This window comes from Sphingomonas sp. JC676 (genome assembly GCF_014489075.1).
Classification (GTDB): domain Bacteria; phylum Pseudomonadota; class Alphaproteobacteria; order Sphingomonadales; family Sphingomonadaceae; genus Sphingomonas.
Window position 1 is genome coordinate 630,800 of sequence record NZ_JACTGR010000002.1, and the last position, 19,021, is coordinate 649,820.

Annotated in this window: 15 protein-coding genes; 5 read left to right on the forward strand and 10 right to left on the reverse strand. The window is 64.0% G+C overall.

All coding sequences use genetic code 11. The features are described 5' to 3' along the window. Nucleotides 1-34: 34 nt before the first annotated feature. Nucleotides 35-388: an ArsR/SmtB family transcription factor gene (locus IAG41_RS09745; RefSeq protein ID WP_187728408.1), complete on the forward strand. Its 354-nt coding sequence runs from the start codon at nucleotides 35-37 to the stop codon at nucleotides 386-388. Nucleotides 389-433: 45 nt separating this feature from the next. On the opposite strand, the gene IAG41_RS09750 is transcribed toward IAG41_RS09745, so the two are convergent. After that, a complete protein-coding gene (locus tag IAG41_RS09750; protein ID WP_187728409.1) occupies nucleotides 434-811 on the reverse strand; it encodes a hypothetical protein in 378 nt (125 codons plus the stop codon). Next, a complete protein-coding gene (locus tag IAG41_RS09755; RefSeq protein ID WP_187728410.1) occupies nucleotides 808-945 on the reverse strand; it encodes a hypothetical protein in 138 nt (45 codons plus the stop codon). Before IAG41_RS09755 ends, IAG41_RS09750 begins: the two co-directional genes overlap by 4 nt. Before the next feature lie 445 nt (nucleotides 946-1,390). On the opposite strand from IAG41_RS09755, the gene IAG41_RS09760 reads away from it, so the two are divergent. Together IAG41_RS09760 and IAG41_RS09765 are read left to right on the forward strand one after the other, a co-directional pair. After that, nucleotides 1,391-1,651: a hypothetical protein gene (locus IAG41_RS09760; protein WP_187728411.1), complete on the forward strand. Its 261-nt coding sequence runs from the start codon at nucleotides 1,391-1,393 to the stop codon at nucleotides 1,649-1,651. Nucleotides 1,652-1,690: 39 nt separating this feature from the next. Continuing rightward, nucleotides 1,691-2,779: a hypothetical protein gene (locus IAG41_RS09765; RefSeq protein WP_187728412.1), complete on the forward strand. Its 1,089-nt coding sequence runs from the start codon at nucleotides 1,691-1,693 to the stop codon at nucleotides 2,777-2,779. Between the two features lie 61 nt (nucleotides 2,780-2,840). Here IAG41_RS09765 and IAG41_RS09770 read toward each other — a convergent pair whose 3' ends face one another. Genes IAG41_RS09770 through IAG41_RS09785 form a run of 4 tightly spaced genes read right to left on the reverse strand, consistent with a single transcriptional unit; the run spans nucleotide 2,841 to nucleotide 13,463 of the window. After that, entirely contained in the window at nucleotides 2,841-8,435 is a 5,595-nt protein-coding gene (locus IAG41_RS09770; RefSeq protein ID WP_187728413.1) for a DEAD/DEAH box helicase, read from the reverse strand. Beyond that, nucleotides 8,432-9,490, reverse strand: a complete 1,059-nt coding sequence (locus IAG41_RS09775; protein ID WP_187728414.1) for a hypothetical protein — start codon at nucleotides 9,488-9,490, stop codon at nucleotides 8,432-8,434. The genes IAG41_RS09770 and IAG41_RS09775 overlap by 4 nt, the downstream gene beginning before the upstream one ends. Continuing rightward, the gene (locus IAG41_RS09780; protein ID WP_187728415.1) at nucleotides 9,490-12,297 is read right to left on the reverse strand and encodes a hypothetical protein; all 2,808 of its coding nucleotides are present in this window, start codon (nucleotides 12,295-12,297) and stop codon (nucleotides 9,490-9,492) included. Before IAG41_RS09780 ends, IAG41_RS09775 begins: the two co-directional genes overlap by 1 nt. A gap of 8 nt (nucleotides 12,298-12,305) precedes the next feature. Beyond that, on the reverse strand, nucleotides 12,306-13,463 hold the full coding sequence (locus IAG41_RS09785; RefSeq protein WP_222950607.1) for a Druantia anti-phage system protein DruA: 1,158 nt from the start codon (nucleotides 13,461-13,463) through the stop codon (nucleotides 12,306-12,308). Nucleotides 13,464-14,281: 818 nt separating this feature from the next. Between IAG41_RS09785 and IAG41_RS09790 the strand changes: the two genes are divergently transcribed. After that, nucleotides 14,282-14,782, forward strand: a complete 501-nt coding sequence (locus IAG41_RS09790; RefSeq protein WP_187728417.1) for a hypothetical protein — start codon at nucleotides 14,282-14,284, stop codon at nucleotides 14,780-14,782. A 26-nt stretch (nucleotides 14,783-14,808) separates the two neighbouring features. Next, nucleotides 14,809-15,732 (forward strand): hypothetical protein, encoded by a 924-nt coding sequence (locus tag IAG41_RS09795; protein ID WP_187728418.1) that lies wholly within the window; start codon nucleotides 14,809-14,811, stop codon nucleotides 15,730-15,732. 62 nt (nucleotides 15,733-15,794) lie between these two features. On the opposite strand, the gene IAG41_RS09800 is transcribed toward IAG41_RS09795, so the two are convergent. From IAG41_RS09800 to IAG41_RS09815, 4 genes are all read right to left on the reverse strand, one after another. After that, a complete protein-coding gene (locus IAG41_RS09800; protein WP_187728419.1) occupies nucleotides 15,795-16,511 on the reverse strand; it encodes a hypothetical protein in 717 nt (238 codons plus the stop codon). Further along, entirely contained in the window at nucleotides 16,508-17,395 is an 888-nt protein-coding gene (locus IAG41_RS09805; RefSeq protein WP_187728420.1) for an ArdC family protein, read from the reverse strand. The genes IAG41_RS09800 and IAG41_RS09805 overlap by 4 nt, the downstream gene beginning before the upstream one ends. 65 nt (nucleotides 17,396-17,460) lie before the next feature. Then, on the reverse strand, nucleotides 17,461-18,111 hold the full coding sequence (locus IAG41_RS09810) for an SHOCT domain-containing protein (RefSeq protein ID WP_187728421.1): 651 nt from the start codon (nucleotides 18,109-18,111) through the stop codon (nucleotides 17,461-17,463). Then, nucleotides 18,108-18,992, reverse strand: coding sequence for an SHOCT domain-containing protein (locus IAG41_RS09815; RefSeq protein WP_222950608.1), 885 nt, complete (start codon nucleotides 18,990-18,992; stop codon nucleotides 18,108-18,110). Before IAG41_RS09815 ends, IAG41_RS09810 begins: the two co-directional genes overlap by 4 nt. Nucleotides 18,993-19,021: the final 29 nt, after the last annotated feature.

Genomic DNA, 19,021 nt, shown 5'->3' on the forward strand with positions numbered 1-19,021 from the left:
TTGCCCACACGCGCATTTCCGCTAGAGTAGAATTATGGAACCAAGAAACGCCGTCGCCAGCCTTTCCGCCCTCGCACACGAGGGAAGGCTCGCTGTCTTTCGCATGCTGATCCAAGCCGGGCCGGACGGCCTTGCTGCGGGCGAGATCGCGCGCCGGCTCGATACACCGCCGAATACGCTGTCGGCGAACCTCAACATCCTGCTCAACGCCAATCTGGTGGAGAACCGCCGGGACGGGCGCTCGATCATCTACACGGCCCGATACGAAGATATGAGCCGGTTGCTGGAGTTCCTGATGGAGGATTGCTGCGGTGGCTCGCCCGAGATTTGCGAGCGGCTTTCAGCAGTTCTCGCGCGTAGCCATTGCGAGGATGTGGCAACGGCATAGGAGGCGGACACAGCGCGGCGCTGGAGCCCGCCTCCTCGAACACCCTCAATGGGCCGATCGTTCAATCCGGAATTGGCCCGATCCGAGCTTATTGTCTGTGAAAGTGCAGTCACCCTCAGCGGCCCCCTTGAACGGGCAAGCCCAACCGGCGCCGACGATCTTGATCGTCAGCCCTTTCTTGTTGGACTCGTAGTGGCAGGTCGCGCGCCGCATGTGATCGTCTCGATAAGCCGGACGATCCTTGTTCAGCTCGCGCAGTCCGCTGTTGATGTCGCGCTGCACCTGGCATCGAACATACCACGTGCCATCGCCGCTCGCGCTGATCTCAACCATCGGCTCGCTAGCCGCCTGCTCAATGATGCCCGCATTTGCCGAGGCCGAAGCACTCAGCGCGGTGGCAAGCAGCAGCAATTTGTAGCTCATTCATCGTCCTCCCAATCACGCGGTACCCGCACTATCCTCCATATTTCCAGAGTCAAGGAAATATGGAATTCAAGCGTCATCGGGTTGCCTTCGCCATCGGCCGGCTGCAGCGCATTGCTGTTGCGGCGCTTCACAAACGATCCCTTGGCTAAGTTCGAGACCGGATCCGGAGCGAATGTCTGTTTTCCGGCATTCGTTGCCAAAAGCGAACAGGCGGCTGACGGCCCCATTTCAGCCGTTCAGTGCGCCGGGTGCTACCATGGCCGCTACTGGGCCGATTTCGGACGGGCAGGTTTAAGGCCGGATGAGCCAGAAAGCGGACATGCGCACGCAGCACATGCCGTCGGCAAACGCCTTGATCCCGGAGGGTCGCTCGCCGCTGCTGCCTGCTCATAGCCCGCCTTTCGTTCAGGCCCGCAAAGGCGGACCTGTTCCGTTACCAGTGGCAGCATCCGGCGCGCCCACGGTCATCGAAGCGACCATAAGGACTGGCGCACTAGCAGGACCACCCCTTTGCCCATATTTCGGTGCACGAATGCGTGAGTGCGCGTACATTGGCTTGAACTAGGAGTTTTTTCGATGGCCACTCGAGTCACGGACGTGCCGGAATTCAAGAATGCCACCGATCTCGAATTCGCGGATATTTCGAGCGAGCAGTGGCGCGAATATCAGTTCCTGGGGGGCGAAAAGATCCGGATCAGTGCGCCGCTCAAGCTGAACGTCAGCGAGAGCCGCGGTCATCGCATCTTCGATGCGAACGGTATCTCGCACTATATTCCGCCAGGCTGGATTCATCTCAAATGGAAGGTGAAGAACGGCGCGCCCAATTTCGTGAAATAAGGGCCGGCGCGGCCGCGCCGGCCGATCGAAGGGGGGCGAATGCTCATTCTCATTTCGTCGAGCGCGCAGCAGCGCTACGCCGACGATATCATTCGCGCGCTGGCCCATCCGGCGGGCACGAGCTTTCAGTTCCGGTACGACAAGAAATATGTCGACGGCTTGCTGAGTCAGCGCAGCCTCGCCGGCGAGCCGGTCCTCATCTGTTACCTGTCGGTCGATGCGGCAGCCAAGACAGCCCGGCTCATCCCGTGCCGCTTCGCGACGGTGGTGAAGGTCGAGATCGTCGGTTCCTCGTGGATCTTCACCCTGAATGCCGGCAGCTTCGTTGCCGCGCTCGATGACGCGGCTATCCGCGCCGGCCTACAGCAAGGCGAACGCGACCAGATCCCGGCGTTCGATGCTCAGGGCAATGGACCGAGTGGCAAATTCGCCCTGAGTGTTGGGGCCGAATTCCATCGAAACAGCCAATATGCCCCGGGCACCAAGGCGATGGCGGCGTTCGAGGCGACGGCAACGGCGCTCAGCGCCGACCCGCGCTTCGCCCCTGGCAAGGGGCTCTCCTTCTTCACCGTCTTCGCTCTCAATACCACCGATCGCTGGTGGTGGAGCCGGCGCAAGGGGTCGATCGAGATCCTTCCGGCCGACGGCCGATATTCGCTCTGGCTCGGCTGGCGTTACTGGCTCGAGCTGTACAGCTATTCACCGGCTGGCGGCGCGCCGCTCGCCTACCCATCCAAGCTCGCCTGCGAAAGCAGCGACCCCGCGGTGCGCTTCACCGCGTCGGCAAGCCACACGTTGGATTCGCGCTACGATCTCAATCGGTCGCATTTCACCTCCACCCCAGCGCAGATGTCGGTGCCGGCCGGCGTGCGTATCAGCCTCAAGATTCCCGATCAGGCGAAACCATCCGATGTCGTCGATCGCTGCGACATCACTTTGGAAGCGCGTTTTCGCGGTGCGCTCGGCTGGACGATTGCGCGCATCGGCTTCATCGCGGTCGGCGCGGCGGCGCCAGCCGCGATTGCCGCCTTGAAGGCGGATCAGTTCACCTGGCCGCTCTTCGCGATGATGATCGTCGGCGGCGCGATCGCTGCGGTCGGCACGCTGTTCCCGACCCTGAAGGGTTGACCCGATCCGCGTAACGAGCGCTGTCAATCCGACGCGATGAGCCGGCGAGCCTCTCGCTGCGTCAGAGCGCGAGGCTGATCTGCTCCACGACCGCGCCGAGATGACGCCGCACCATCTGCTCGTCGACGATGATCGCGCTCGGCTCCTGTGTCCCGAAAATCGGGATGTCGCGTGCGACCGGAGAATGGACGTCGATCAAGGTTTCAGCGCCGTCCGATTTGCGCCGGACGATCAGCGGTGCCTTGGCGGCGGGGATCGCATGAAAGGCGCGGATGATGTCGAAATGGGCGGAAAACTGTCGCTCGATCTCGTCACCGATAATGGCCAGCGCCATCGCTGCGCGGCCGGGCGCGAACGCCGGTGTATCACCGGTTAGGATGTGGCGGACGATCTGGTCGCCGACCTGGCGATCGAGCAGGGCATGGTCGAGCCGGTTGCGGAAGCTGCGCAGGCACCGATAACAGGACGAATCGCACCCCTCGGGGCATGTTTCGAGGATCTCGAGCGCGGTTTCGAACAGTTCGAGGCCCCGTGCTGCCAACTGGGGCGAGAAGCCTGCGCCGCCAGCAAGCGTATCGTAGAGGAAGATTTCCACGAGCGTGCCGGCGGCACCCGCGGCGCTGTTAAGCGCAGGACGATATTCCGCAAGAATCTCGCCGACTTCGATTTCGAGCAGGCGGCAGGCCGCCTTGGCCAGCGCTTCGCAGATCGTCCGCATCGCGGAGAGCGTTTCGGAATTGGCAGGTGGCAGCCGGAACGGACCTTCGAGCCGGAGGGCGAACAGGGCGATATCGGTCGGGAAGTCAGCGCCGAGAACGACGCCGCGCCAGGGAATGCCCTCGCAGAGCGGTTCGTTGTTGTTCGGGTAGGGAAGCGGGTGAGGCTGGCGGATATTGTCGACGGGCGCGCTTACGGATTCGATCCGCCCGCATTTCTTGCAATAGTCATAGCCAGCGCCGTCTGGTCCCGAGTTCGACACCAGCAGCCGCGGCCGGGCTTCGAGCGCGCTCAACCGCGGATTCAGGAGGGTGCCGCCGGTCCCGCCAGACGGCATCACGAGCTTGGCACGCGTTGCATAGGCAGTCTCGTTGGGCTCGTCCGGCGTGGACGGGGCCGGCTGATACCAGAGGTGCGCGAAACCGGGCGGGCGGAACCAGGGCTTGGCCGGGCCAAAGCTTTGCGGGGTCATGCACGCCTCGCAGGTGATTGAGGTGCCGCGGCGGTCGTGGTCATATTGGTCGGTCATCGCGTGGCCGCAGCGGCTGCATTCGAAATAGAGCCGGCGCTTGCCCCAGGCGTTGTAGCGATCATCGCGATAGGGCGAGTAGATCGCCCGCGACGTATATTGCTTGTTCTTGATCCAGATCTGCTTGTTTGGCGCATATTGCGACAAGGCGATGTTGAGGCCCTGGCTCGGTGCAAACTCCATCTTCGCCCGATAGGCGGTGGATTTCGGGCTGAATACATAGAAGGGGGCGACGTCGGTGGGGAAGGCGTAGCGCGGCAGCACGCCCCAATAGAGCAGGCGATCAAGCAGATTGTCGGCTGCGGCGTCAACCAGCGCATCATTGTCGGGCTGCGGGTCGAGCTCCGGCGGCGGCACGTCGGGATCGGCCAGCTGCGCCGGATCATCGGCACCGACCCAAGGCGCCACCACGGGCGCGTCATCCTCCGTATCGTCGTCGCTCTCCGCTGTCGGCGGCAGCGGTTCCGCGGCGGTGCCGTCGATCGCCTCGTCGACCGCGTGCAGCAGGTCGGCCGAGAAGGTGCCGAGCAGCGCAGCGCGGTCGGCGCTGCTCAACTCCTCGGGCAGCCAGCGGTCGATCGCCTCGGCTAGGGCCGCATAGTCCTGCTGCAACCATGCGGCGAGATCGGCGCGATTGAGCGGCTTGGCGGGGTCCTTGAAGTCGCCCACCGTCCCCAGGACCGAAAAGAGGTTTGCTAGGCTCTCGTCCGACGGGTCGAGATGCTGGATGCGTGCTTCATGATAGCGCTGAAGCAGAAAGGCGCGGATGTGCCGCCGGGCGATGTTGGGATTTTCCAGCGTGAGCCGAGGATCGATCACTTCGCCGCGGATCATTTCGCGCGGATTCGTGAAATAGTGATCGTCATGACTGTCGGCGCTGCCGAACGCGATAACGGTCGCGACGGCATTGCCACGCCGCCCGGCGCGGCCGGCGCGCTGCTGATAGTTGGCGCGCCCGGGAGGCATGTTGCGCAAGGCGACGCCAGACAAGGCGCCGATATCGATGCCCACCTCCATCGTCGTGGTGCTGCTGAGGACGTCGATGCTGGTGTTCTTGTGCTGCTCGATCGTGCGCCAGGCGAGATCGATGTCCTGAAACTGCATCTCGTGATGCTCGGCCTGGGAAAAGGCTTCATCGGCCTGCGCGGCATTGAGCTGCGCGGTATGCTCGGCGGCGATCAGCGACATGAGCATCGGCTGGTCGAGGGCCAGGGCTTCCATCACCGGCTTTCGGTAGAAGCCTTTGCGGGCGTTGAATACGAGGTCGGTGTCGGGCTCGAAGCCATGAACATCCGACGAGCCGCAATCGATGCAGACCGCCACTGTTTCGATGGGACGATGGACCGAGGTGCATTGCGCGCAGCGCCGCCAGTCACCACCGAGCGCCAGCGAGAGATTGCGCGCTTCCATCCGGCGGCCTGCGGGAGGGTCTTCGGTGAAATATTGCAGCAGTGTCGGCAGCCAGAGCTTCGCGAATCCCTTTTTGAGATCGCCGGTCGAGAACACATATTTGAGCGTGGTGAACACGCCCTTATGCGCGCGCACGAGTTGGCCGGGGCCCCACCAGCTGTCGGGCATGTCACGGAACCACACGCCGTTCTTGCGCAGCCATGCGCGCAGCCAGACGCGCACGACGGCGAGCTTCTGCTCGGGCGTTTCGGCAAGCCCGGGCAGGTCCGGCAATTCGAGCAGCTTCTTGGTGATACCCGGCGCCTCGATCAGCGATGCGATGGCGAGAGGCTCCAGGCCGAGGATGTTGTCGCGCAGCACCTCGAAGATCGACTTGGTAAGATTGGCGGGCGGCTTCTTGCCGAGCAGCTCGAACAGCTGCGGCGTGTCGGGGATGGCGCCGGGCGGCGTGTCCTCGACCCGTGGCATCGTTTCCGGCCCTTCGAGCTCGGGCCGCAGACGAACCTCGAGCCGATAGGCGGCGACGACGACCGCCAACCAGGCGCGATCGAGCGTCAGCGACGATCCGAACCCCGGATGCTGGAGCAGGTCGCGATACCCGACCGGCAGCAGCGCGCGCAGCGTGTCGCGCAGTGAGAAGAGCTGCAGGGTCGGGGCGAGCCGTGCCGCCACTTGCCGCGAGTCCGAGAAGACCAGCACCTTGCGCCCGCGCAACGGCGCGAACTCGGTCGCTGGCGTCGGTCCGGGCGGCTGGACCTTGATTTGAGCGGAGAGCAGGGCTTGGAACGGCTGATCGCCCTTGGTGACATGATCCTGGACGCTCGACTTGCCGCCGCGCACGCGGCGCTTGCAGCAGCCACAGGGCACGAACTCGCCGGGTCCGGCGGTCGGTGCGGCGTCGTCGCCGGCCTCGCCGTCATCCTCATCCGCATCGTCGTCGCTTGTCGGCGGAGCCAGTGTTGCGATCTGCGGTTTTAGATAGACGCTGCGTGTGCGCGGTCCTGGTGGATCGGGATCGAGCAGGCCCGACATAAGATCATAGATTCGCTCCAGACCCTGGGTCGCGGTCGGTGGCGCCTCGAGCAGCAGATCGAGCGCTTGGAACGCGGTGGTTGCGCCGCCCTCTGTGAGCAGGGCTTCGCCCGGATCGGCATAAAGATGCTCGGGATTGGCGACGTCCTTGACATAGGCCCGCGCATAAGAGGTGCCACAATAGCGGCAGGTAAAATATTCGAGCACCGGAGCGCCGCAGCCGCAGCGGCTGCGCGGCTGAGCATAGAGGCGCCCAATCGGGCCGCCGCGCGCCTCGGGTTCGAGCGTCTCGCATTCGGGGTCCATGCAGGCCCAGAGACCGGGCAGGCCGCGATGGAAGGCATGAACGCGGCAGGGAAGCAGGCTGGCATCGTCGGGCTTGAGGCGCGCCCGGCTGCCGAGCGCGAGCAAGGCATTGACGGCGCGGTCGCCGACGTCCGCCGATGCGTCGGGAAAGATCAGTTCGCGAAGTTCGCCAAAGGAGCGCGCCGCGCGCATCGTGTCGTTCACGAGCTTGGAAAAGGGCCCATAGGTTTCGAGCGCGGCATGCAGCGCTGGTCCATGGCCAAGCGATGCATTGACGCCGCGAAAGGCGAGAAAGGGCGCGATGGCGGCGTCGCGCTCGGCCTCGGTCTCGGCATAGAAGCCGCCGAGGTCGACGCTCAGTAGCGCATCAAGATCATCCGCGCCGCCGACCGCCGGATCGGGCCGCAGCTTGTAGTCGCCAGGCGCCGGATCGAACGATGCGGGATCGGCACCGCTCAGCGCCGCGCCGAAGGCGCCGGCCTTTGCCTTGCCCGCTTCACTGAAGCTGGCGGTCGCGCAAATGACCTGAAAGCGTTCGGCCGGGATCGCGAGCCGTTCGCGCAACCGGCGCAGCAGCAATCCGACTTCGGCACCCTGGGCCCCGCGATAGAGGTGCGCCTCGTCAAGAACGATCAGGAATTTCTCGTTTGGGCAGGCTTCAAGCCAGGCGCGCGTGCGCTCGAAGATCGGGCGCTCGATCGGGCGCAGCATCATATATTCGAGCATCGAATAGTTGGTGATTAGCAGATCTGGCGGCGCCGTCTGGGCCTCGTAGCGGGTGATCAGTTCGGCATCGTCGTCGAGCGCGATCGCACGGCGGAACTGGCCCTGGCTGTCGAGCCAGTTGCCCGATCCGAACCAGTCGGCGATGCGGCCTTTGGCCGGCCACTTACCCTTCTGGCGCAACGTCTCGACCAATTCGAACGCGCGCTTGTCCTCCGACGCCACGATGGGGCTGCCGGCGACATGCCGGTCGGCCGCCTGCTCGAGCGATACGAAGAACTCGCCGATCGATTTGAGGCGACGCCCGTCCTTCTTGCGGTTTCGGACGCCGGCATAGGGCGTCCGGCTCGTGTAACGGGCAAAGGTTGCGGGGCGGCCAGACCAATACTCGAACATGTCGACCACGCGCTGGTCGCCGAAGAGCAGGCGCAGGCGGCCGAGTTGGTCGTTGACCAGAGCGTTCATCGGATAGAGCACCATCGCCCGCACCGCCGCATGGTCGGCGAATTGCTGCGGGTGGTCGCGCGCCTCGATCGCGAATTTGCCCAGAATGGGAAGCAGGAAGGATTCGGTCTTGCCGGAGCCCGTTCCGGTCATGATCATCAGGTTACGGTTGTCGCGCAGGATCGTGCCGATCGCATCTGCCTGGTGCGCATAGGGCGGATCGAACAGCAGGGGTTGGCCCAGCGCCGGGTCGGACAGGCGTTCGTAGGCCTCGCGCGCAGCTGCCGGTATGTCGGCCATCTCGGCGAAGCGCTTGCCGGTGACATAGCGCGGGGTCGATTCCAGGAAGGGGATCTGGAAGATGCCGCCGGCCGCTTCGAGCAACTGCCGGCGCTGCGCGACCACGCCGGGGTCGGCGATATGATAGGTTGCCTCGATATAGCCGCGCAGGGTCTCGTGCAGCGTATCGATCGTTTCCTGAACGGTCGCAGTCATGCGTCTTCCTCGTCGATGGCCATCCACAGCAGCGTGTGGAGCGCGCCGACCTCCTCGGCCAGGCGGGCGTTCGGTAGCGAGTAGCTATAGAGGCATTGAGTCCCCGCCGCCTTGGTCGCGACCAGCGCCAGGCGGCGTTCGGCGAAGGCGGGAAGCGGGGAGAACAGGTCAATCGATGCCGTCGTCGCCGCCCGCCGGATATGCGCGCGCTGCGGCGTCGTGCGCTCGGCATCGAGCGCCGCCTGGATGCGCCAGGCCAGGTCGCAGGGCCGTTGGCGATCATCATCGGCGTAGAGGTCGATCAGACGCCGTGCCCGGCCTTGATCAAGGCTGACCAGGCTCCAGAGCGGCGCACCGTAAAGCTGCGGTCGCCGCACGACGAACATGCCGCTCTGGGTGCCGGGGGTCGTCCATCGGCCGCGATAGTAAAGCGGGTCGCGAACGCCATCGAGAAGGTCGAGACCATCGACCGCATGATCGAGCGTCGGAGCGGCGTCGAGCTTGGCCTGCCAGCGGGCGAGATGCACCGCGGCGCTCTCCATTGGCGGCGTTCGCAGCCAGGCCTGCTCGCTGAGCTGGGCGAAGCCCAGCAGGCGAAGGTGCGCCGAAAGATCCTCGCCCTGGACCGCAAGCCGACGGACCATGCCGTCGTCGACCAGCAGGGCATCCAATTCTTGGCTCAGCGCAGTCGGATGGTCACCGGCGACGCCGAGAATGATGAACTCGCCGTTGTTCCGGCGGACGAAGGTCGGCGGCGCCGGCCGCAGCACTTCGGCAGGCGCACCCCAGTCGTCGAGCGACTGGGGCCGCATGGCGAGGATGTCGCCATAGACGATCATCTCGTCCAGCGCGCTCTCGACGGTGTCGCGCTGGTCGCCGAAGGCCGCGAGCGGTTCGGCGACGAAGCGGAGGAGATCGCTGCGCGCAGCGGGCGCGAGGATATGCGCGGCGCGACGCAGCGCGGGTTTGAGCAAAGGGCCGATCGCGCCAGGGTCGGAAACGCCCAGGCCGTCGCCGATGGAGAGGAGCAGGTCGGAGGGAGAAAGGCTCTGCATCAGCTTGCCGCCGCGATGGCAGGATCGTCGGCATGGTCCCGGGCATGGGCATATGCGAGATAGGCGCCGCGCAACAATGTCCGATTGGCAAGCAGGCGCTCGGCCTTGGTCTCGGCTTCCGAACCATAGCCGAACCGCAGCCGCAGCGGGTCGAAGGCGAGCGCCAGCGCGGCGGCAGCGCGCTTGGCATCGGTCTCGACCTGATAGGTGCTGGCATAGGAGGCGAAGGCCGGGATCGATTCGCGTAGCGAGACGTCCCAGGCATGGCTGCACATTCGCGACCGAAAGCCCGGTGATCCGCCCACCATGTCCCGCGCGGCCTTGAGCGCGGCGGGTCCGCCATTCTTGAGCAGCGACGCAAAATCCGCCCCGGCGGCAAGCGTCGCGACCTTTTCGCGCAGCTTGTCGACGGTCACCGCCTTGCGCACGATGGCGAGATGACCCAGCGCGTGCGCTCGCGTCCACAGGGCCAGCGTGCGCACCAGCAAGAGCAGCGCTTCGGCGTCGCGGACCGGCAGAGCGAAGCGCTGAACCAGATCAAGCTCGGCGAAGCTATGCAGAGTCGCGCTTGCCGGGGCGCTGACGAACGCTGTCTGGCTTCGCCCTCGGTAGCGCGCCGTCAGCAGCATGCCGGGGCTTTCGACCGCTTGTCCGTCGATCAGCGCTGGCGCCGCGAGCACGATCCGTTCCAAGGGTCTCGCCAGCGGAAGGCCGGTCACCTCGATTGGCTCCTCATGCGCCGTCTCGTCGATGAGGCGCACCACATGCTGCTTCGGCTCGAAGATCCAGCGCAACGGCTCGACGGCATGGGGAAAGCGGAGGGTCTGGACGCCGAGTTCGTCGATGGCCGCGCTGATGTCGACGCGATGCGCGCGGTCGATCGCTTCCGAATTGGCGCTGCGCAGGCGCGCGATCACCTGGGTGATGTCGGCTTCGGTGGCTCGCGCGCCCGTGGTGCTGCCGCGACTGGTGGTGACAAGGTTGCCGCCGGCGTCGAAGGTGTCGAGCGACCATTGCACCTGACGTCCACCAGGGCCGATCACGCTGAGCGGGGCCCGTCCGGCAAGAACCTCTTCAAGCCGCGCATTGGAAGGCGACGCGACCAAGCGGAATCCCGCTTTGGCGCGGACGGCTTCCGGCCAGGACTGGGGCGCGGCGACCTCAAACGCGAACGTCATCGTGGCGACCGCACCGGCGGCTGCGGACGGCGACCCGCTCGGAATAGCGGCCAGTTCAAGTTGATGTCGGCCGAGGGGCAGGTCGCCGAGCGCGAGCAGGACATCACTGGTCCGGGCGGCGATCCGCTCGGGCTCGGCGCCGTCGAGCCGGGCCACAAAGCCGGAAACGTCATGGTCGGCGCGGATGCGGAGAATGACGGGTTCGGTCGAGAGCCAGCGCGCGACCGATTCAGCACCCGCTGGCCGCGGCGCCAGGCCTGCCGGCTCGACCCATATCGCCGCCTTGGTGCCGATCGTCAGCCGCGCGAGTGCCGCGGCCTGGTCCTCGGTCATGCGGCTCGCGACCTTCAGGCGATAGGCGGCCATGTCCGGCATCGCGGCGGGCACCGAGGCAAGGCCGGCCAGCGCGACGTCGGTGTCGGGCAGCGGCCGACGGGCCAAGATGACATAAGACTGATCCGGTCGGACGTGCCCCTGCACGACTTGCCGATAGAGGCCGTCGTCAAACCGCCGCAACACCCAACAGGATCGTTCCTCGAGGTGGCAGAGCGGATCCAAGATCACGCAGAGCGGTTGGGTTTCGCCCTGCAGCGCAATAACAGGCGCGGCTGGCGGGGGAAATGTCGCAATTTCGCGGGGCTGCCCGGCCCATGTCAGCAGATTGCTCGCGGGCGTCCAGCGCTCGGCATCGCCCGGGAGACGCATGCGCACATTGCGCAGCGCAGCCGCGTTGAGCCCGGCTCGGGTCAATGCGGCTGCGAAATCGGGCACAATCAGCGCGAGCGACAGGCCGCGATCCGCCACGAGCTTCGCCGCAAGCCTTGGGCCCGAGATGGTCGCCGGTTGGCCACCATCTGCGCCGCCGACGAGAGCGCTGCCGGTGCGCAAGGGCTGCGACAGTGCGAATCTCCGCGTGCGGATTACGGCGCGCGCTTCGCGCAGATAATCGCGTGCGAGGCGCTTGGCTTCGAGATCGGCGACGATGCGCGTCAGGAGTGTGGGCGAAATCCGCGGCAGCGCGCCGCTCTCCTCCTCCCGCAGCGCCAACACGAGCATGGTGGTCAGTTCGGTCTGCTGCAGAAAATAGACGAAGCGCGACGAACTGCCGTCATACCGATCGAGCAGGAATGGGCCGATGTTGCTCGGGTCGGCCTGAGCGCAATGGGCAAGCTCGTAGCGCAGATTGTAGAGGTGCCGCGCGAAATGATCCTGCAGATAGCGCGGCAGGATCGCGTTGTTGATCGGCCAGGCGATGATGTTGAAGTGCGCGGCCCATCGCCCCTTTGGCACCGGGCCGCCATAGGTCGTATGAAATGCCCGGAACCAGGTCCGCAGCCGGTCGCGGAAATCATTGGCGCGCCATTCGCCTCGCGAACGTTCCAGCGCCGGCCAATATTCTTCGCCGGCATAACGGTAGCCGGCTTCTGCCGCCAGCGCGACCCAGACCAGGCAATGGGCTTTCCGCAATCCGGACTGGCGGAGCTCGAGGCTCGCCGCCTTGGCGATGAGCTCCATTTGGTCGGGTTCCAGCCCATGCTCCAGGGCATAGACCGGATAGTCCAGCGGCTTGCGCATCGCCGCCAATTCGGTGAAGCGGGCTTCGAGCTGGCGTTGCGCATCGTCCAGCATGGCCGGGGTCAGCCTGCTCGGCGCTCGGCGACCCGCGCCGAATCGAGCCGGCCTTTGATCAGGCGCGGGATCATGTCGCGCTGCCAACCGCGATAGTCGATCTCTCCGCGTTCGGCGCGGGGAACCATCCACCGGTCACGCGCGAGATCGGAAATGTCGGCAACGCTCAGCAGGCCCGAGATATCGGGCGCCTCGGCACCCGTGCGCAGCACGTCATAGGCATTGGCGGCCAGCTTCGAGATGAAAACCTCGCGCTTGATGCCATGCCGCAGGATATTCTCGTTGAAATCCAAGGCCGACAACGTTGCACGGATGGTCCGCAGTCGCCAGTTCGGGCCTTCGCCGAATTTGTGTTTGTCGGCGTAGCGATGGTCGCGGTCGCGCAGATAATCGCGCATCCTGTCGAACAGTGCATCGTTGATGTGGAAATGGCCCCATCCTTCGGTGAAGCCGATGCGTTCGAAATATGCCGTCCCGCCGAGCCGCAGCCGGTTATAGACCGACGAGCGTCCCATCGAGGAGGTGGTGGTGACGGCCACCAACGCGGCGCGCTTGGCCTGTTTCGAGATGACGCCGACCGATTCGCCGTACAGCCGCTGGAAGTCGTCGAACACGTCGCGCGAGCGAATCAGGCACGCAATCGCCTTGCCGCCGAGCAGGAAATTGTAAGGCGGAACCGCGCCCAGCACATAGGCGTCCAAGATACCGACGAGACGCTTCGCCCGATCGTCCACGGTCCAATCGATCAGCGCGTCGCGCACCGAGAGATTATAGACGGGGTCGCCGAGCGCGATCACGCCGGCGAGCCGGTCATGGGCTTCGTCCCAGACGAGATAGCGCATTCTCCGCCCGAAACCAGCCGAAACCGGGACCGACCACGTCAGGGTTGCAACGCGGAACAGATCCGATTCTCGCGTGTCGCTTCTGACCAGGCGAAGGCCGAGGCGGATCTTCGCGGGGTCGATCTCGGCGCCCTCGGCAAAGCTGGGAAGCGCACGGTCCAAGGCTCGGGCCAGGAAGGGCTGGGCCGCGGCAAGCCGTTCACGACGTTGGCCGCGGTGCATCCGCCGGATCATGTCCTTGCCGGCCCCGGGTAGCACAAGATCGCCGGCCTCGTCCTTGGTAAAGCCGAGCTGGCGCAGATGCGCGCGCAGCGACCGCTTCAAAGCGGCCTCCGGACTGAACGGTTTCGCGATACCTGACATTCGCCAACTGCTCCAATGAGTCTTTTGAGCAGCCGGCGGCAAGCTCCCCCATTTCCAGTGTGCATTTGCCGGGCGAAGAAGCAAGGTATGTAGCGCCAAAAGCTCCGCGGTGGTTCAAGTATTCGGATACTGCGGTGGACAATGACAGCGCCCAACCTGATCTCGATAATTTTGAGCTGTGGGATCGGCATGAATGGGAGCAGCTTAGACCGGGCCGTATCCCGAAGCAGCCTGTCCGGATCGCCCCTCATTCGGCCATTCCACGATTGCAGTCGGCAGCCGGGATGAGTGGCGGCTTTTGAGAAGCGCGAAATCAATGCTGAATGGCCGAGATTGGGGCGCCTAGCCGACACTGCGAGCTTCATGAACAAGCGTCCGCTTACGCCGTCCGAGCGCCCGTGAGCGGACGGGCCGCTATTGTCCCGAAGCTTCCTGAACGAACGTTGGCTTCAGAGGTCACCGCCATAGCAGCGGACCGACGCGACACTTAGCCGTGGTCGCAGGCGAACAGTCCGGATTGGCCGCCCGGATGCTTACCTAGAAAAACCACGGGCGTTGCAAGTACGCAACACTGCAGCTTATCGGCTGCCATCTCTCTGTAAAAGAACGATTTCTCTGTGCGCCATGGAAAGCTCTCGTGAGCTAAATCGCCCAGAAGCACTAGATTTGAGCCGTGTTACACGCCCAACACAGGCAAGATCTCCAGCCCAGATTCGAATATATGTCCGCAGGAGCGATCTCGTCGCTTCCTGCACTCTGCCCTGTCTCAAGGAGTGCATATGGACGCCCGTTCAAACGATCGCTGGGGTCATCCCGAGTTTAGAGCCAATCTGGGCCTGTCTGATAAGGCACGTGAAGCTCCAAGCGCCGAAAGCCGAGAGGCGAAAAACGCAGCCCGTGTGGTCCGTCTCATCAGCCGCAAACATATCAAGTTGGTGGAGGCGACGCCTGAGCAAGCGGTGGAAATCGCCAGGCGACTGAGCGAAAAGCTATACTGCTCGGCCACTAGCCGGCCAAAAGTGCGCTTTCCTCATCAGGACGGTGACAACCATGATCCGGGATATCGGATGACGAAGGCGCTACGGCCTTTGTCTTGCGCCCTCTACGGTGGCCCTGTCGAAACGCACGGCGCGGATTACTCGAGATTGGCAGCGCTCGGTCAACAGCTCACCGCCTTTCACGAGCGGCACTGCGTAGATGGCGACGTTCGGTTTCGTCCCGTCGCTTGGCTGGCGCGCTTTCTCGTCGATTTCACCGCTCGCGTCACTGAGGCCGGCTAACCGGAACTCACATTTAGGAATATCGAATGTCGGAAGACCGATACAAGGATCTCGATCCTGTAGAACAGCGTATAGCGGCGATGCGCCGCGATGGTTACGAACCCGTCGATTGGCAGGGGCGCCCGCGCGTCCCGCTCGGCAATGGCCCACAAAGTGCCTTGGTCATGGCCACGTGGGATATTCAGCAGAAGAAGTCGCTCAAAATCTCCGATGCGCTGACAGCGAATGAGTTGAAGCGAGCATGGCTGGCCACGGGAAGTGCCAACCTGCAAGGATGGCTGCTCAACACGTTCGTCACCGTGGCGTGGAACGTTGCCGAAAGCATGAGCGACGACCGGATTGCCTACCTGCACCGCCAGCTTTTCGCATTGATGGGAGCTTGGTTTCGCGACGAGCGGAAGCGCATCCAGAAATTTGGGTGCCCACCCCTTGCAGCGCTGTGGGTCAAGGAGGTCGGAAAGTTCATGGGGCTGCACAGCCACTTCCTCGTGCATGTGCCAGAAGAGATTTACCCTGGTTTTCGCACATGGCTGATTGGCGCGATCCACCGGCTGGTGAATGCACCCGCCGTTACTCTCGACATGAAGCCGAGCAGAGCCAAACTGCTTCACGTAAGCCGCCTGCCAACGGCGCACGATCAATGGGGTGTGTTCAAATATCTAATGAAGGCAATCGACACGAACGAATGCTTCAGTGTGTCCACCCCGGATTTTCCTCATCAGAAGTATCTGGCCGTTGAATTCGCGGACCTGAAGCCAAAGGATCAAGGAGCCGTTGTGGGCGCTCGCATGGGGTATTCCAACTCGCTCGGCCCGAAGAGTCAGCCCGCGCATTTACACGATCACTGGCAGCACTCACTTCAGGGCGGAGCCCTCCCCTATGACCACAGCCTGCTCAACATGGGACTGCAGATGCGCTCACTCAAAAGCGAGAATGAACCCCAAACCTGAGAATCACGCGGCGCAACATGAGATATATCGCCATAAGATACTGATACAATAAGATAATCTCTCTAACTAGGACTGGCGTTGGAAGGCTTGCTCACTTCTCGGCACCAGTCCCGAAATTCGCAAGCGAAGGGCCGATAGCAGTGCATACCCAGTTGCCGCACCGGCTCCGGTCCGCGAATGACGCGGCGCGCCGACGACGCGACGTTTGGCCTTTCAACCAGAAAGCGTTCGATTTCGCCCGACACATCGGTGTCCCGAAAGGTCACCGCAGCGATGTCGCCCCGCCACCACGCTACCGGGCGTGCCAAGTGCCTGATGATCGCGCGGGATATGGTGACATCGCAGTTTCGCATGATCCAGACCTGCGTCGCTATATCCGCCATATGGTAGCCCCTGGCGCTATTAGACGCCTTCACTTCGATCGCGCGCCATGCTCCACCCTCGTCGGGCATGAGTATATCGACCCGGCAAAGCACATCCTCATACTGGAAGGTGGCTTCGAAGATCGGGCGGCGCTCGGGAGCAGCGAGCAGGATCTGCGTTTTCGCAACCGCTTCAGCCATATCCCAACCCGTATCTACCAGCACTCCGTCAGGAACGGCGAAACGCGCTTTTTCACCTACGTCATGGCCGAAACCGAAACGCGCCAGCGTGGTGTCGTCAAACTTGGCGACATCGCGCCGATGAACCTGAAGCCAAAGGCGCTTCGGACAATGCTCAAACGCGGCCAGTTTCGACTTCGAAAGGCGAAAGCGGTTCGCGGTATCTACGGCGCTCATGCCGCCTGCCCCGCGCAGGCAGCCTGGATTTCGCCTGAGGCAAGTCCCACCAGGAAATTGACCGAGATCTGCGCCCGGCTGGCAGCGGTGATAATGGCCCGCGGGTCACCCTGCAGCACCTTGAGCCAGCTGTCGATGTAGGGCGCATGGTCGCGGCGGGGTTCAATGGAGAGGCCGAGGCGCGCGCACAGAAACGCTGCGCCCATTTCCGCAATCAGTTCCTCCATCGCATATGCCTCGGAGCCGAACAGACCCTTCAGATTGCGGCCGAGCCGATGCCTGGCGCCTGACCAGTGGACCAACTCGTGGGAGAGCACGCTATAAAAGGCCTCGGCGGAGCGAAACTTGGTGAAGTCCGGCATCGAGATCATGTCGGCGCGCTGGTCGAAGAAGGCGCTCTCGCTGCCGTACCAGATCATGGCGGGAAGTTGATTGAAGAACCGCTCCGCCCGTTCGATCCGATTGCCTTCATTGAGCGCGAGAGGCGCTTCGTCGTCGATACCGTCCACCTGGGCGGCATTGAACACCCGAAAGGCGCGTGCAACGAAGCGGAGTTGCCGGGCATCCCCGGCTTCGTCGAGAGCCTGGTCGGCATCGCCAGCCAGCGTCTTCCAGAACAGCACCGTCGTAGCTTTTTCGCCCTTCCGTACCTGCGCGCCGAGCTCGGCCCATTGCCGGTATGTAGCCCAGCGCGAGGAGCTGTAGCCGCAGATGGGAGCCGCAGCCCAAAGCAGCAGCGTGTTGGTGCCAGAATACGCCCGGCCCGACGCGGCGTTGACGGGCAGACCCGCGGCGCCGACGTGCCAGGGCATGGTGTAGTCCCCCGCCCCGGCTTCGATGGCCGCAATGATCTCGTCGGTAACACTCTGGAACAGCTTGCGCATGTGCCCGCTCCCTTTCGGGATTGAGCTTCATGCGAGCGCTGGCGATGTTGCTTCCCGAGCTAGGATCAGGACCAGGCGCAGATCTTGGCCGTCGCGTTCTTCCAGCAGGCGCCACTGCGGGTGAGCTCGCCGAGCTCGTCCTGCGCGTGGTCGGAGTCGCGTGCGCCGTTCCAATAGCCCTGCGCCATCGCGCCATCCCGGATCACCTTGGCAAAGTACCCCGGCTGGCCGAAATGCTCGAAGACGTCGAACGAACCATCCTCCGCCAGCACGATGTCGCAGGCGCCGTTCAGGTAGGTGATGCCCTTGATGGTCAGCGAACAGCGACCGTGCACTGGCGCGGGCATACTCCCCTGTCCTTCTGCCGCTTCTGGGACAGCTTGGGCGACTGGCTCGTCGGCTGCGGCGGGAGCAGTGCTCGCGATCGGTTGGGGAACGGCTGTCGGCGATTGTGCTTGCGCAGGCGCTGCAGCGTTAGACGGAGCGGTGTCGATTGCCCGCTTCGGCGCGGGCATCACCAGCAAGACCGTGATGATGACCACGCCAGCGACGATGATGAAGGCCGCGGCGCGCGTGATGGAGCGCCAGTCTGGCGTGAACGTGCCCCCATCGGCTGCAAGCAGGCGCTTCTTCTCCTGCCTGAACTCAGCCTCGGTAAGCGCGCCGGATGTACGGAGACGCTCCAGACGCTCGAGCTGATCAAGCTCGCCGCTCACATTGCGTTTCCAGAAGTGCTGCGGAGCGCCTTGGAACGCCTGGCGGCTTGCTCGTTCTCGTCGGCGCGGGCCCTTTCCTCTGCCTCGCTGATCTGTTTCGAGCGGAGATCAACGCAGGGCTTGAGAGTTGAGGCGACGGAGGGTGCCGTTTGATCGAGCACCAAAGCCTCGTCGCTATGGACAAGATGAAGGCCGAAGGTGACGCGCTCCGCGGTGGACAGCGCATCGCTCGTTGTGCGGGCAGAGCCCAGGGCGGCGGCGATACCCATTGCCTCCGGATCTGGAGTCTCCAGCGAAATGAAGTTGTTGTAGGGCGGATTGCTGAACACCTCCCGCGTAGGTGCCGCTTCCCCGACCCGGACTTCATAGGCAACATAGGGGCTCATGTTGTCATTGATGCCGCCGCGCATCTCGAGCGGTTTGCGCTCGCGGTCGAATGAAGCAAGCTGATAGACGATCTGGCCGGTGCTGCTGCAGCTGATCGTGACGTCGATGATCGCGGTGGGCAGCTCGAAGTTCTTGGCCGCGATCGTGCTCGTCACGTCCGTCATCGGGTCGGTCTTCGTCGAGATCTGCCAAGTGCCGACGGGACTAGACTGGACGGGTTGGTTTGGTGCGGCCATCGGGTCCGACACGCTTCCGCCGACGAGCGGCTTAATGACGAAGATGGCGAGCACCATGCCAAGCACGCCGCTCGTCGGCACAATCCACGCCGGAAGCTTACGCTTCGGGGGGCCGCCAAGCAGCCCCCCCTTCGCGCGCTCGAACTCCTGGTCGCTCAGTATGCCGCGGTCGCGTAGCGCCTGCAGGCGCTCGATTTCATCCAGTCGATCAGACATGCCGCCCCTCCGATACATATTAAAGTTGATAATCAGCGCCAAGTCTAGGCGCGATCAAGCGGCCCATGGAT

What these genes read in the sequence shown, in the direction of transcription:
- IAG41_RS09745 (WP_187728408.1), top strand. Translation starts at nt 35, where the DNA reads ATGGAACCAAGAAACGCCGTCGCCAGCCTTTCCGCCCTCGCACACGAG.
- IAG41_RS09750 (WP_187728409.1), bottom strand. Translation starts at nt 811, where the DNA reads ATGAGCTACAAATTGCTGCTGCTTGCCACCGCGCTGAGTGCTTCGGCC.
- IAG41_RS09760 (WP_187728411.1), top strand. Translation starts at nt 1,391, where the DNA reads ATGGCCACTCGAGTCACGGACGTGCCGGAATTCAAGAATGCCACCGAT.
- IAG41_RS09765 (WP_187728412.1), top strand. Translation starts at nt 1,691, where the DNA reads ATGCTCATTCTCATTTCGTCGAGCGCGCAGCAGCGCTACGCCGACGAT.
- IAG41_RS09770 (WP_187728413.1), bottom strand. Translation starts at nt 8,435, where the DNA reads ATGACTGCGACCGTTCAGGAAACGATCGATACGCTGCACGAGACCCTG.
- IAG41_RS09775 (WP_187728414.1), bottom strand. Translation starts at nt 9,490, where the DNA reads ATGCAGAGCCTTTCTCCCTCCGACCTGCTCCTCTCCATCGGCGACGGC.
- IAG41_RS09780 (WP_187728415.1), bottom strand. Translation starts at nt 12,297, where the DNA reads ATGCTGGACGATGCGCAACGCCAGCTCGAAGCCCGCTTCACCGAATTG.
- IAG41_RS09790 (WP_187728417.1), top strand. Translation starts at nt 14,282, where the DNA reads ATGGACGCCCGTTCAAACGATCGCTGGGGTCATCCCGAGTTTAGAGCC.
- IAG41_RS09795 (WP_187728418.1), top strand. Translation starts at nt 14,809, where the DNA reads ATGTCGGAAGACCGATACAAGGATCTCGATCCTGTAGAACAGCGTATA.
- IAG41_RS09800 (WP_187728419.1), bottom strand. Translation starts at nt 16,511, where the DNA reads ATGAGCGCCGTAGATACCGCGAACCGCTTTCGCCTTTCGAAGTCGAAA.
- IAG41_RS09805 (WP_187728420.1), bottom strand. Translation starts at nt 17,395, where the DNA reads ATGCGCAAGCTGTTCCAGAGTGTTACCGACGAGATCATTGCGGCCATC.